15 protein-coding genes and 1 pseudogene are annotated in these 14,343 nt (G+C 40.9%); 2 read left to right on the top strand and 14 right to left on the bottom strand.

Annotation, left to right across the window (positions count from 1 at the left end; genetic code table 11):
- Positions 1 to 123 precede the first annotated feature (123 nt).
- The 14 genes and pseudogenes from GPK81_RS18045 to GPK81_RS11975 form a co-directional block, all read right to left on the bottom strand.
- Positions 124 to 507, bottom strand: coding sequence for an acyl-CoA thioester hydrolase/BAAT C-terminal domain-containing protein (locus tag GPK81_RS18045; RefSeq protein ID WP_330627632.1), 384 nt, complete (start codon positions 505 to 507; stop codon positions 124 to 126).
- Positions 504 to 1,001, bottom strand: a complete 498-nt coding sequence (locus tag GPK81_RS18040; protein ID WP_252196647.1) for an acyl-CoA thioester hydrolase/BAAT C-terminal domain-containing protein — start codon at positions 999 to 1,001, stop codon at positions 504 to 506. The genes GPK81_RS18045 and GPK81_RS18040 overlap by 4 nt, the downstream gene beginning before the upstream one ends.
- A 13-nt stretch (positions 1,002 to 1,014) precedes the next feature.
- Positions 1,015 to 1,821 (bottom strand): class I SAM-dependent methyltransferase, encoded by an 807-nt coding sequence (locus tag GPK81_RS12030; RefSeq protein WP_215707136.1) that lies wholly within the window; start codon positions 1,819 to 1,821, stop codon positions 1,015 to 1,017.
- The gene (locus tag GPK81_RS12025) at positions 1,821 to 2,600 is read right to left on the bottom strand and encodes a hypothetical protein (RefSeq protein WP_118071242.1); all 780 of its coding nucleotides are present in this window, start codon (positions 2,598 to 2,600) and stop codon (positions 1,821 to 1,823) included. The genes GPK81_RS12030 and GPK81_RS12025 overlap by 1 nt, the downstream gene beginning before the upstream one ends.
- Positions 2,587 to 3,489, bottom strand: coding sequence for a ketopantoate reductase family protein (locus GPK81_RS12020; protein WP_118071243.1), 903 nt, complete (start codon positions 3,487 to 3,489; stop codon positions 2,587 to 2,589). The genes GPK81_RS12025 and GPK81_RS12020 overlap by 14 nt, the downstream gene beginning before the upstream one ends.
- A 228-nt stretch (positions 3,490 to 3,717) precedes the next feature.
- Positions 3,718 to 3,855: pseudogene (locus GPK81_RS12015) on the bottom strand (helix-turn-helix domain-containing protein); the annotation flags it as partial.
- Positions 3,856 to 4,002: 147 nt separating this feature from the next.
- Complete coding sequence (locus GPK81_RS12010; protein WP_215707135.1) at positions 4,003 to 4,356, bottom strand: TnpV protein; 354 nt, start codon at positions 4,354 to 4,356, stop codon at positions 4,003 to 4,005.
- Positions 4,357 to 4,434: 78 nt separating this feature from the next.
- A complete protein-coding gene (locus GPK81_RS12005; protein ID WP_148444870.1) occupies positions 4,435 to 5,022 on the bottom strand; it encodes a cytidylate kinase-like family protein in 588 nt (195 codons plus the stop codon).
- Positions 5,023 to 5,035: 13 nt separating this feature from the next.
- Positions 5,036 to 6,403, bottom strand: a complete 1,368-nt coding sequence (locus GPK81_RS12000; protein WP_215707134.1) for an MATE family efflux transporter — start codon at positions 6,401 to 6,403, stop codon at positions 5,036 to 5,038.
- A gap of 210 nt (positions 6,404 to 6,613) precedes the next feature.
- Positions 6,614 to 7,927 carry a sedoheptulokinase gene (locus GPK81_RS11995; protein ID WP_215707133.1) on the bottom strand — a complete coding sequence of 438 codons (1,314 nt, stop codon included), beginning with the start codon at positions 7,925 to 7,927 and terminating at the stop codon, positions 6,614 to 6,616.
- A 59-nt stretch (positions 7,928 to 7,986) separates the two neighbouring features.
- Positions 7,987 to 8,739 (bottom strand): response regulator, encoded by a 753-nt coding sequence (locus GPK81_RS11990; RefSeq protein WP_021976057.1) that lies wholly within the window; start codon positions 8,737 to 8,739, stop codon positions 7,987 to 7,989.
- The gene (locus tag GPK81_RS11985) at positions 8,732 to 10,303 is read right to left on the bottom strand and encodes a DUF4118 domain-containing protein (protein WP_242981820.1); all 1,572 of its coding nucleotides are present in this window, start codon (positions 10,301 to 10,303) and stop codon (positions 8,732 to 8,734) included. Before GPK81_RS11985 ends, GPK81_RS11990 begins: the two co-directional genes overlap by 8 nt.
- A gap of 90 nt (positions 10,304 to 10,393) precedes the next feature.
- Complete coding sequence (locus GPK81_RS11980; RefSeq protein ID WP_021976055.1) at positions 10,394 to 11,041, bottom strand: potassium channel family protein; 648 nt, start codon at positions 11,039 to 11,041, stop codon at positions 10,394 to 10,396.
- Between the two features lie 19 nt (positions 11,042 to 11,060).
- Positions 11,061 to 12,398, bottom strand: a complete 1,338-nt coding sequence (locus tag GPK81_RS11975; protein ID WP_215707132.1) for a TrkH family potassium uptake protein — start codon at positions 12,396 to 12,398, stop codon at positions 11,061 to 11,063.
- Positions 12,399 to 12,705: 307 nt separating this feature from the next.
- Here GPK81_RS11975 and bioB point away from each other — a divergent pair, with 307 nt between their 5' ends.
- Entirely contained in the window at positions 12,706 to 13,677 is a 972-nt protein-coding gene (bioB, locus tag GPK81_RS11970; RefSeq protein WP_215707131.1) for a biotin synthase BioB, read from the top strand.
- Between the two features lie 101 nt (positions 13,678 to 13,778).
- Positions 13,779 to 14,324 (top strand): biotin transporter BioY, encoded by a 546-nt coding sequence (locus GPK81_RS11965; RefSeq protein ID WP_015527251.1) that lies wholly within the window; start codon positions 13,779 to 13,781, stop codon positions 14,322 to 14,324.
- Positions 14,325 to 14,343: the final 19 nt, after the last annotated feature.

The raw sequence follows: 14,343 nt of genomic DNA, 5'->3' as shown, positions 1-14,343 counted from the left end.
AAGGCCCTCCTAATGATATTTATTGTATCATAGAAGAACCTTATAAACATTATTTTACAGAAAAAGTTTCATACTCTCAAAGTGCCACACCCCTTACAGGGCTTGTGGCACTTTTTTAACTAATCAACTGTCAAAGATGAGATTATAACGTGTATGGTGTCGGATGTTTCTTGCTGCCTGAAATGCCAGTTTCATAAAAATTCCAGAACCAACTGGCAACATCGTCCTTAACATACTCTCCGGAAAAACGAAATGGGTTCCATGCTCATAAATAACATACTCCAGCCTGCATGTGTGTGGATGTTCTTTCATACACTGCTTCATACGTCGGATATATTTTGCAGTATCCCACAACACATCATCTTCAGCGCCAATTAACAATAATGTTCCATAAATTTTTTCAATCTTGATCATTTCTTCTGTAATTGCATGAACTGTTTCCGAATCATCAAACAGTTTTCTCGAATTAATCATATCACCGGTCCGTTTTGTTTCTTTCTTAATCACATGCCAGTAATCCGGATGTTTGTAGCAAACGGAAGGGGTTCTCCTTTGTAAGAAAAAAGAGCTTCTCCTTCAATCGGCCATTCCTTACAGCCATCTTTTTTGCCCTGCATAAACCCCTGCCAGATAAAATCACTCGGTGTCAGACCTATCGTTAATGTAATATCCTCAAAATAAGAAGCGGCAGTCAATGCAAGTGTTCCTGTAGTAGATGCCCCGACAATTCCTATCTTCTGATTACTATTCATTTTTAACCAATTGATTGCTTTCTCTATACGTTCCAATGGATAATTATGATGTCCATAATCCTTTTTTCCAGGTGACATCGTCATCACATTTACGCCGAGTTTATGTAGCCATTTCACGGATGTACGCGCCAGATAATCCTCTGGATCATCTCCGATCATTGATATCATTGCACAGTCTGAGCCTGTTTTACATTTCCAATATGCTCCATAAAATCCATCTGTTTCCACATCAAAATGTCTTTTCTTCATTTGTATCATCTCCTTAATATCGGCCACGTTTCTCCAAAACTATTATTTTATTTGAGATATTCCGAACAGCCGGAATCTTACCTATTACACAATAAACAGGCATAAGCTCTTTCATTCCTTCAACAAGACTGACTTCCTGCCGAACAGAAAATGCCGGTATGATTCTTTGCAGCTCCTTTCTGTTCTTAACTCCCCATGTGAATTTTGCATTGCTTCCCTCTATGGATTTCTCTTTCATATGCTTTACAACAAAGGGTGACATGGTTTCGACCATTACTGTAACTTTCTGAAATGATTTATCAATAATAGAAAACATCTTCCTGATATCTTTCTCATACAAATACATTGTAAGTCCTTCGATTATTACCAGAATATTCTTACCGTGATAATCGATATCATCTATGTAGGAATCATCCATTGCAGACTTTGCAATCTGATACACCGGATCAGTTTCGGTAAGGAACTGGCTCCTTATTTTCATTGTTTCCGGAAGGTCTACATTATACCAGCGCAGATATTTTCCCTTCATCCGGTAGCATCTGGTATCCAGTCCGCATGCAATATTTACGACAACTGTATTTTCATGCTTCTTCAAATATTGCTCAAGCATCCGGTCTAATACAATTGTTCTTGCAATCACACCATAGTTCATAGCGTTATCTTTATCTGCTATAGAAAAGTCATAGTCCAGCTTTTCCACAAGTTCTACTGCAATCTCATCTTTGATCTTTGCATTTTGTTTTTTTGTTTCTTTTGCTCTTGCATACAGGGTCTGTACCATCGTTTCCGGCACACCTGTCACATTCACTTTTTCTTTCATTATCTGTCGCCTTCCACTGCCTTTCTTACTTCTTCCACCCACTCTGCACTATGACAGCAAAACAGTTCTTCATGCTGCATGTTATGTCTCCGAATATCCGGATTTTTAAAATAAGTACAATATCTCTTTTCATATTTTCTGCCCATCTTTGTTGCGTAAAACACGTGTATCGTAGTTCCCGGCACATCAATTTCATGCTGGACTTTCGTAACCAGATCAGAATAAAACTGATTATAAACACTCTGTTTCGTAATCCATGGATTTCCTCCCTGCTCAATGCCGAACATATTTAAAAATCCATCAATCATTTCTTTCTTTGATTTATCTGCTTCATTTATTTTCTTTTGCATAAATTTAGGCAATTTACCAGTATGCACCATTTTATACATAATCGGCACAACTACAGATGACTGAATTTTTGCCATAAACTGACCAGCTTCATCCATATCACTGCTCCCAATGATGCCATGATCTATATGAATTCTTTTTCGCTGAATCAAAAGGGATACAAAACTTCCTCCAAGGGAACACCCATACGCTGCTTTAATTCTTCCATCATACTTTTTCTTGATTTCCTGCTCAATCTTTTCGCATTCATCTTCCATTGAATAAAATTCTGTTTTCTCATTTGGATCAAATCCATCATAAGAAACTGTTACCGTGTAAAAATAAGAATGTAATCTATCCAGTATATGATCAAAGCTACTATACAGGCAACAGGTACCAGGAAATAAAAATATCACTGGTTTACTACTGTCTCCACTTTCATAAAATTTCATATCTGGCCTCCTTTAGTTTTTTCATGTAAGCATAAAATTGCTTATGCAGCTCCCTCATTTCATCTGGTGCCTTCCTGGCATGTTGATACATAAATTTATCTCCGAAGCTACTTTCGAATGTAACAGCAAGCATAATCGTCATAATTGGCAGTGGTAAAAAACGAAAAATATTCATTTTACAAGGTGACAGCCTACCTGCCTGTTTTCGCAAAAAGCTAAAATTTCTTTTCAATTTTTTTGCTGTTTTCTTCATAATCTTCCAGTCTTTTCCCGCTCTTTCCGGGCAATCTGCTTCGTAATATGCATCTGCAATCGGCACCACCATGGCAAGATGACATAATTGCCACATATGCATATCCACTACTTTCTGATATGGTATATGAGCATGCCTCAATATCTTCGAAAACTGCTTTGTCTTTTCGGATTTATTTCCTGATATTTCTGCAAATGTTGTCGGCTGAATCATTCTTGGAGTGAGTGCTGCATCAAGGATACCATCATTATTTATACTTCCGCCCGCTCCTGGAAAAGCAGGCAATATTCTCCCTTTTCCAACAATATCTTCCCATTTTTTATAACTGTCCAATGAATTTACCATTGTAACAATTATATTGCTTTTATTATTTTTTAATTCAGCAAGTGCTTCATATAGCTGATTTTCCCTGACAGTTAGCAAAATAAAATCGTAAGCATCATTATCTGACAATTCTCCAAGAATCGTGGCTTCTGCCCGCCTTATCTTCTGGTTTTTCTTATAAAGCAGTCCATTTTTCTTTAAAAACTCAAGTCTTTTACCTCTGGCATAAATACTCGTATCATAACCAGTTTCTGCAAATAAGACCGCATACAAGGATCCAATCACACCTGCACCATAAATCAATATTCTCATAGAAATCCGTCCTCTTTTTCATTTTCAAAAAAACTGCCAGTGTTCATGTTAGTAATATCTAACTCTTATTTTCTAAAAAACCGTGTGAAAACAAAACTGTAATTCCACACGGTTTCTTTTCTTATGCATTCAGTATATCACTTTTACCTGGTTAATCAACCAAATTTTGTTTTCATAATATTTAAAATTTCATGTTCATACGCATTATATTCACTGCACTTGCATATTGTAATTCCAGTCATCTGGCAAACTTAACATCAACGATAATAGACCTTTCGCTTTCAATGTCAGATTCTTATTCTTGAAATGGTGATTACTCATTACCGTAAAATTCTTAGTTCTCTCTACACGAAAAATCTGTGCCATACTCCCATCCTCCTTTTCAGTTCAAAAGAAAAAGCGTAAGTAATATCTCTATCACTCACGCCTTCTCTAAACATTTTATTCTTTTTTCAATAAATTTTTAATCTGTCCAATTACCTGTTCAATCCTCAGTTACAAACTTCAACTTTGTTAAACATAAATCAATTCCTTGAGAATAATCTCTTCCGCAATTGTTCTGTGCTGATTAGCAGCTCTTACCCATGCCATCTGATCTGCTTCTTTATCCGGCAGTGGTTCTTTTTCTTCCAACTGTTTCAGAATTACCTCTTCCCGTTCTCTGGCTGCCTTGTCCACTTCCAGAAGATGCTCTCCAATGGTGTCCTGCAGAAGCATCACCTGATAGATTGAATTTCGATGGTTCTTCAGATAATCTCTGCGAAGAAAACCATACTTGCCAAGTTGCTCCATCTGCTCACCGGATTTATAGGTGAGATTCGGGATCAGATATCCATTTACATCCGTGTACGTTATTAAATAGGACATTCGCAATCCGCTTTCGCTACTTACTCATGAATGCTCTCATCACATTTTCTTTAATCCACTTTCACCATGAGGATTTCATTATTTACTACATTCTATAACAAGCTTCTCACATCTGTCATATCCAAGCTGTGAACTATTCAGACACAACGTATAATTACTGGCCTTTCCCCATTTCTGATCGGTGTAAAAATTATAATTCGTCATACGCCTTTTATCTGTATCTGCCATCATTTTGACAGCTTCCTTCTCTCCTACATTATATAAACCCATAATACGCTGTGTTTTTTCCGGCATATTCCCATGGATAAATACATTCAGTACATCATCCCTATCTTTCAGAATATAATCTGCATTTCTTCCGATAATTACACAAGATTCCTTATCAGCCAGTTCTAAGATAACCTTTCTCTGTGCCTCATACACCATGTCTTCTACTGATTTTCCTGTGATATCACGTCCGGCAAATGCATATGCAAACAAGCCTTTTTTCGGAGACAGTTCCGCACTTTCCTGAATATATTCCGGAGATAAACCAGACTTTTCTGCGATCTCATTGATAATGTTTTTATCATAATAAGCGAGTCCCAATTTTTTTGCTAATTCTTCTCCGATAAAGCGTCCGCCGCTTCCAAATTCTCTACTGATCGTAATGATTCTTTTCACCATTTCCAGTTCCTCCTTAATTCAAAACATCTACTTTATTTTTTCTGATTCTCTTTAAAAATACATATCCTACAAAACAGGAAACTATTTCAGTGATCGGAAATGCCCACCAGATCAGTGAAACTCCCATCTGATCATTTCTGACAAGCATAGAAAAGATTCCAGCCAGCGGCAGGATAATAATAAGCTGCCTCAAAAGCGAGATAACCAGCGATTCCACACCACCATCCAGTGCCTGATAAATGCCCTGATAAGCAACATTGATTCCTGCGAACAGGAAACTTATAGAAATCACTCTCATTGCTCCGATAAAATATTCTCTCGACTGTCCCGCATTAAACAGCGTTGCAAATGCCCCAGGGAAAATCTCTGTGATTGCAATTCCCAGAATCATTAACACAATTGTATAGATCAGACCATATTTGATCCCATCCTGAATTCTCTTCTTGCTTCTCATTCCATAAGCAAATGCAATGATTGGGGTGATTGCATCTCGCAGACCAAAAGCAAGAAACAAAACAAACTGCTGTACCTTATAGAACAGACCATAGGCCGTCTGTGCTGACGGATTGAACTTCAGGATCAGGTTCATTACATAAACCATAATGGACATCAGCGCCTGAGCAATGATTGCCGGAAGTCCGATTGCATAGATTTCCTTGATAATTTCGCCATCTGGCTTCATGTATTTCGCCCCATGCTCGAATTCCTTATTTAATTTGATATGAAAAATGAACAGTAATACTGCTGACGCTACCTGTCCAATTACAGTTGCGTAGGCTGCGCCTTTCACTCCCATTTCCGGACAAGGTCCAATACCGTAGATCATGATCGGATCAAGGATGATATTTACAACCGCTCCAACCACCTGACCAATTGTGGAATAAAGAGAACGGCCTGTTGCCTGGAGTAACTTTTCAAATAGAGAAAAGAAAATAATACCAAAAGAAATTACGCAGCATATCCTCAGATAGCTGACCCCCATCTCAAGTACTTCTGTATCTACTGTCTGCGATGAAATATATGCTTTCACCCCAAAGATACCAAACAATAAGCAAACCACATAAATGATCACTCCCAAAAACAGACTGTTTCCTGCTACCTTTGCAGCTTTTTTACTGTTTCCCTGTCCAAGTGTCCTTGCAAGAAGTGCATTGGTTCCTACACCGGTTCCAATCCCCACTGCCACCATAAGCATCTGCACCGGAAATACCAGTGTCAAAGCATTTAGTGCTGCCTCACTGCCTACTTTCATATTTCCCACAAATGCACTGTCTACAATGTTATAGACTGCCTGCAATGCCATAGATAGGATCATCGGGATTCCCATCTGGATCATCAGCTTATTTACCGGCATATCCTTCATCTTGTTGCTTTCCGCCATTTTGTTTTAACTCCTTTCTTTTTGGCACAAAAAAAGTGCGCACCCTGTCATATAAGCTGGACTTACGCTGACACGCTACACACTTTTTCATGGCGATATTCATTTTTGTAAAATGAAAACGAGTAGCCGGTAAACTGGATTTACGCTTACTTGCCACTCGTTCCCTGTAATTATATTGCCTCTTTTTCAAAAAGTCAAACAGAATTTTTCTTACATTGCCGCAACCAACTTTCCCGCAGTAAGTGCAGCTCCATATGCAGCCTCTTCTTCATATTCAGGAATCTCCATCGGCATTTTGAACATTTCTTCTGCCAGTCTTCTCATCAGCGAGTTTCGGCGAATTCCGTTTCCGGAGCCAGTCAGGCGTGTGGCCTTTTTTCCGGTGAGCTGACACATCTGCTCATATTGCTCATGCAGTTCGTTAAGAATCCCACAGATCACACCGACCGTCAGTGCACCAGGATGAAAATTCTCTACACCGATCCCTGCGATCATGCCCCTGTGAGACGGATCACTTCTTGTCCCTGAAAAAGCTGTATCTACTTTCCATGCAGCTTCTTTTCCGTATTTTTCAACAAATTTTTCTGCCTGCTCCTGCATCCGGGAATACAGTCTTTCTTCAGTTTCTGCAGCTTCTCTGTAAAACTGTTCCAGCATCGCATACGCACGACCACCACACAGGGAAGCTCCCACGAGGATATAGCTGTTTTCGGTACAGGGGCGAAGCTCCACACTGCCGCTGCATTCTATAAACCTCTCTGTCACTAAGGAAACCTGGCTGCCGGTTCCTACATTCAGGAGCACGGTATCTTTAAGATTCCGGACGGAACCAAACAGACTCGCCTGATTGTCACCGATCGATCCCATTACCGGCACACCGGCTCTTGTTTCTCCGATAAAAAAATGTCCCTTTCTTACTTCCGGCAGATAAGAAGTATCTACGCCGGCCTGCTCCAGGGCTTCATACAGAAACTCCTGTTTTCGCAGGTCAAAGCAGCCCCAGCTTGCCGCCATGTCAAGTCCGATAACAGGGACAGTATTTTCACACAGCCGCATAGCAATATAATCACTGATCGTCGTCATCCTTACAGCATCCTTCGGGATCTGATCTTTCTTCTGAAGATAAAAATGTGTCACTACACCATATCCGGACGCCGCCGCACCTACTCCCTGCAAAAGCTCTGCACAGGTTTTTCCGTTTTCCAGCGGAATCTCTCCGCTTCCATCCTGCCAGGTATAGAGAGGACTCACTGCCTTGCCGGAAGCATCCACATACAGCATTCCATGCATCTGCCCTGTAAACCCTATTCCATCTGGCAAACCATTCTCCTTCTGCTGCTTTATAAGAAGCTCCCGGACGATCTCATAGATCCGTTCCGGATCCTGCAGCTTCTGTTCCGGCTTACTGCTCCGCAGAAAAGAATTATGCTCCACTGTTTCCTTTGCAAGCAGCTTTCCCGTTTCTGTGTCTGTCATTACGACACTGACTGTTGTTGTGCCGATATCAATCCCCAGGATCTTCATCGTCTGTTTCCGTCCTTTTCTGTGATCTTTACTATAGAAACTGTCATCATATGAGATGATTATATTATCGTTTGAGGATTAATGCTATCTTTTTTGGTTTCCTGCTCAGGTTTCTCGATCCTGAGCATGCGATATCCAATTCCTATGTGCGTCTGGATATATTGTACACCGTTTTTTTCAAGCTCCAGTTTTTTCCGCAGTGTTGCCATAAAAACCCTGAGAGAAGCAACATCGTTTTCCGAGCAGCGTCCCCAGATCTGCTGAGTAATATATGTATGTGTCAATACTTTTCCAACATTACGGGATAAAAGGCAGAGCAGCTTATACTCAATGGGCGTCAGATGCAGTTCTCTGTCCTTCAAGAATGTGCAGCCAGCCGTGTAATCTATCTTTAATCCACCATTTTCAAAAACAGATGTTTCCGGCTGTTTTCCTGACTGCGTTATGGCAAGCCGCCTTTGGCTGACACGGATACGCGCAAGTAATTCTTCTACTGAAAATGGTTTTGTGATATAATCATCTGCACCCGCATCCAGTGCCTCTATTTTGTCCATATCTTCACTTCTGGCACTGATCACGATGATCGGCATATTCGACCAGGTACGGATTTTCTTTATTACCTCTACTCCTTCCATATCAGGAAGGCCCAGATCCAGAAGAACGATATCCGGATTGTGTGATGAAGCCTCCAAAATGGCCGAAGCCCCATTTTCTGCAGCCAGATATTTATAGTCATGTGTTTTTAAAGTGGTAACGATCAGGTTCCGTATGGGTCTGTCATCCTCAACCACCAGAATTAATGTCTTATTCATTTAATGTCACCTCGCTTAATGGTAAAGTAAAAGTAAAATTACATCCATGCGGAGCATGATCCGAAAGAACCAGTGTTCCATCGTGAGCTTCTATGATAGAGCGGCAAAGTGCCAGGCCAAGCCCCAGACTCCGTTGGCTGTCTGCAACGGTTGTTTTCCCTGTATAAAACATCTCAAAAATATGTGGCTTCATTTCATCCGGGATCCCGGGGCCGTTATCTTCCACGCTTACCTGTGCTTTCCCGGCTTTTTTGAACCCCCGAATGCTGATGACAGAGCCTGACGGCGTATATTTTATCGCATTATCGATCAAATTTACCAGAACCTGTATAATAAGATGCACGTCCATACGTGTAAGAACAAGTTCTTCACAGTCCGCCACGATCTTATACGCATCATGCTTCCGGCTGACATGCCGGAGTGACTCTGCTATTACCTCATCCAAAAGCTGATCCGTAAATTTAAACTTCAATCTTCCATCATTGAGCCTGGTAATGGAAAGCAGATTTTCCACAACTCCGATCAGCCACTCTGAATCCTCATGAATGTCCGTGTAGATCTGATACCTTGTAGCTTCATCCAGACGGTCACTGTTACTGAGAAGCATATCTGCATTTCCGGAAATAGAACAAAGCGGAGTACGCAGGTCATGGGAGATCGCCCGAAGAAGATCGCCACGCAGCTGCTCATTTTTTGCTAAAACCGCATTTTTTTCTTTTTCTATGGCATTTTGTACATTCTCCATTGCAAGTGCACATTCATTTATTACAGACAGCAGGATGCTGTATTCATAAGAGTCCAGTGTTTCTTTCTGCAGAGGGATCCCGATTACGCCATAAACATTATTCCCGCTTCGAATTGCCAGATATAAGCATTTTGCCTGTGAGAAATACTGTGTGGATGCGCCGGCACGCTGTCTGTTTTCATAAGTCCATCTGGCCGCCTGTTGTTCTTCCTGTGTCAGAAAATCCTCTGTGCTCTCTTTTTCCCCGGAAAAAAGCTTTCCTTCTGATAAAGTTCCATTTTCCACAACATATGCCGTGATGCTGCGGTTTAACAGGCGTATCAGCTGTGTACAGGTAACTCCGAGGATTTCTGTCTCACTTTTTGCCTTTTGCAGCAGACGATCCGTATCAAACAGAACCTGTGTGCGAAAGGCAATCTGTGAAGACAGCTTTGCATGCATTTTCAGCTTTGCCGCAAGGGTTCCTGTAAGTACGGATGAAATAAGCATTATGAAAAATGTCACCGGATATCCCACCGCATATGTCTCAAAAGACATCCTTGGCTCCGTCAGGAAAAAACAAAATAAGAATACACTTAAAAAGGAGCCTGCTACACTGCAAAGATAACCATCTGTCACGATGGAAGTGATCAACACACCCAGAATGTATATCGTTACAATATTCGTATCTGTAAAATCCAGCTTCTGAAACAGCAGGCCAATCAAAGTGCATACTGCAAATATAAAAACCGTCAGCAAGTAATCTTTTGCAGACGGTTTTTCCACATACCATGCAAATGGCCGTTTCGAACAGGTTCTGTTTTTTACTGTATCCTCCATTTTCAAGCTCATTCTCCTTCTGCTGTTGTTTACTGGAATTATATCACGCAGCAGTTCTGTGGTCAAAAATTTTTTCTTCATGGCAATGAGCTATATGCGGAAGCACTTCTGAAGAGCTCTGTATTCTCCTAATACCAGTAATTTATCATTTTCTGTAAAATATGTTTCCGGTGAAATTGCAATACTGAATTCCTCTTCATTTTTTACTGCCAGAATATTAATATTGTAGCGTTTTCTGATGTCAAGTCCACCCACTGTTTTTCCAACCCATTCTTCCGGCACTTCCACTTCAAAAATTGCATGGGAAGCATCCACCTCCATATAATCCAGGATATGATCATCTGTATAACGGATGGAGGCCCATTTTGCCACCTGCTTTTCCGGATAAACTACCTTATCGGCACCATTGCGTAAAAGAAATTTTTCCTGAACATCACGTTCAGCTCTGGATATCACCAATTTTGCACCCAGTTCTTTTAGAAGGGATGTTGTTTCAAGAGAATTTTGAAAGCTATCTCCAATGGTCACAAAACAAATGTCGTAGTTTCCAATTCCAAGGGACTGTAAAAATTCAGCATTGGTGCTGTCACCAATCTGAGCATTCGTCACAAATGACAGTACTTTGTCCACTCTTTCTTCCTTCCAGTCAACTGCCATAACTTCATGTCCCAGCTGATTGAGCTGCATGGCAATATGTCTTCCAAACCTTCCAAGTCCAATAAGCAATACATTTTTCATAATATTATTTTTCTCCTTCTTATCCAACTGTGATTTTTTCCAGAGGGAGCTTTGCATTTCCCTTATTTCTTCCGGAAAATACCGCATAGATCAGGGTCAGACCACCTACACGTCCCAGATACATCAGTATGATCAACACGACTTGTGAAAAAACATGAAGTTCCGGTGTGATTCCCAGCGTCAGCCCTACCGTACCAACAGCTGAAGCAGCTTCGTACAGACAATTTAAAAGCGGAAGGCCTTCGTACACACTGATCGCTATTCCGCCGCCAAAGAACAAGGCAAAATATAACATGGCTATTGTCGCTGCATTTTTTATCACATGATATTCAAGTCTTCGCCCAAAAGCTCCTGCATTTTCCTGACTTCGAAATGTCGCAATTGCATTTAAAATAAGTACTGAAAAAGTTGTTGTTTTCATTCCACCTGCTGTAGATCCCGGTGAACCACCAATTAGCATTAACAATATCATAACTGCTTTTGATGCCTCACTCATCTCTGAAATGTTTATAGTATTAAATCCGGCAGTTCTTGTCGTTACCGATTGAAACGCTGCTGCTAACAGGCGTTTTTCCATGGGTAATTTTGTCAGATCACAGATATAGAAAAAAACTGTCGGAAATAAGATCAGACATGCGGTAGTCATGAGAATGATCTTGCTTTGCATGCGGTAGCGTTTAAAGTTCAGTTTGTTTGTATAAATATCATCCCATGTGAGAAAACCGATTCCTCCTGTAATGATCAACAGCATAATTACCAGATTTATAAGTATATTTCCGGAATACCTAGTCAGCGATGGAAACATACTGGAATCTGTCCCCAGAATATCAAAGCCGGCATTACAAAAAGCAGAGATTGAATGAAAAACTGACATCCAGATTCCCTTTTTTCCATAATCTCCCATAAAAACCGGCAGCAGCAACACCGTCCCTGCAGCTTCGATCAAAAATGTTCCCCTCAAAATAAACCTTGTTAGTCTGACGATTCCTCCGACTTTTGGAGCTGAAATTGCATCCTGCATGGTGCTTCTTTGCATGAGGGATATTTTCTTTCCGGAAAGAATGGAAACAGACGCAGCCACAGTCACTACTCCAAGCCCACCTATTTGTATGAGTGCAAGAATGATCGTCTGGCCTGCCAGGGACCAGTAGCTTCCAGTGTCCTTTACCACAAGACCTGTAACACATACCGCCGAAGTGGCTGTAAAAAGTGCCTCATGAAATGGTGTGATCACCTTCTCCGCAGAAGAAAATGGAAGCATCAGCAGAACGGTTCCCAAAAGGATCACTCCTGCAAACCCCATGATAATCAGCTGAAAAGATGTCATATGTTTTTTCTTATATGATTTTTCCGGCATAAATGATCAGAACTCCTTATCAATACTTTTAACAGTGCTATCCTCGTAATGCATTTTATTATATATAACTACTTTCAAAGATAGTATAAAAGTCTCTGCTTCCGTATTAAGATTTTATAAAGATATGATATTGAAGTGAGAATTATTTTAACCGAATCAAGGAAATTCCCTGCTTCGATAAGTCTAAGCAATACCTTAATACTACAGTTTTTAATTGTAAACTCATTTTATACTTATGGTTGACAATAGATATTTCTATGTGATAAAGTGATACCCGTACAAAAAAACTCAAAAGGAAGGTATTGACATGAACACTGCAGCATACGAAAAAGAAGCTCCATCGCTTTCCAGAGATGAAGCCATTGCAATTTTAGATACTCCGGACGAAGAACTTGAGGCACTGATTGACCGTGCCAGCAGTTTACGTTACAAATATAAGGGAAACCGGGTAAGCATCCACATCCTTACCAATGCCCGCAGCGGTAACTGTTCCCAGGATTGTGCCTACTGTGCCCAGTCATGTCGTTCCACTGCCGATATTGATAAATACAAATGGGTAGATGAAGACAAATTATATCAGGACAATGATTTCGTAAATGATTATCATTTATCCAGACATTGTATCGGACTGAGTGGTATGAAATTTACAGATAAAGAGATCGAGGAGCTGGCCCGCAGGATCCGCAAAATGAAAGAACACGGAACTCATCTCTGCTGCTCCATAGGCTTTCTCACAGAGCACCAGGCAAAAGTGCTCAAAGAAGCAGGTCTTGACCGGATCAACCATAATCTGAACAGCAGCCGTTCCTTTTATCATAATATCTGCAGTACACATACCTTTGACCAGCGTGTTCGGAATATCCATATGCTTCAGGGACTTGGTTTCGAGATCTGCAGCGGCGGTATCATTGGCATGGGTGAAAGCAAAGCAGATGTTGTTGACATGCTTCTGGAATTACGTGAGATCCAGCCGGAAGCACTGCCGATCAACTTTCTTCTTCCGATCAAGGGAACTCCTCTCGGGAATGCAGATATTTCCCAGCTGACAACAGAATACTGCATGAAAGTCCTCTGCCTGGCAAGACTTCTTGTACCTAAAGCCGATATCCGATGTGCTGCCGGAAGAGAAGTTTATTTCAAGGGCGAAGAAAAAAAACTGCTCAGTGTTGTAGACTCTATTTTTGCTTCCGGTTATCTTACAGAAGGTGGCCAGGGAATCGAAGACACTCTGAAAACCATTACGGATACAGGATTCACCTATGAGATTGAATCTGCGTAAGCATCCTTATGGACATATGACCTGTCATACACACTTACAGCATTTCATTGCTTACCCGAACCAGTAAATATATTACCTTTTTCAAAGGAGGCTCTTTTAATATGAATCAGACAAATACTGTCTCTGCACCACGTACAAAAACCTACGAGATCACCATGACCGCTCTTATGGCAGCTGTCACCTGTATTCTTGCGCCGCTGTCCATTCCGATCGGTCCGGTTCCAATCTCATTTACCAATCTTGCCATTTATCTGTCCCTGTATCTTCTCGGATGGAAAAAAGGAACCATCAGCTATCTGATCTATCTTCTGCTTGGACTTGTAGGTCTTCCGGTATTTTCCGGATTTACCGGCGGCCCTGCAAAGCTGGCCGGTCCTACAGGCGGATACATCATCGGCTTTATCGTTATGGCTGTTATTGCCGGACTGGTAATTGACAACTGCCATAAGCCTCTGATCCAGCTCGTTGGTATGATCGCAGGAACAATTGTATGCTATCTTTTCGGAACTGTATGGTTCTGCATCGTTGCAGATTCCACTTTCAAAGCAGCTCTTGGAATCTGTGTAATTCCGTTTATCCCGGCAGATCTCATAAAAATGATCATCGCCATGATCATCGGACCAATGATAAAAAAAAGAATCCGATAAACTGAAACTCTGATATTTT

This window comes from Blautia sp. MCC283 (assembly GCF_018785565.1).
Lineage (GTDB): Bacteria > Bacillota > Clostridia > Lachnospirales > Lachnospiraceae > Blautia_A.
This window is presented reverse-complemented; position numbering and strand designations above follow the sequence as displayed.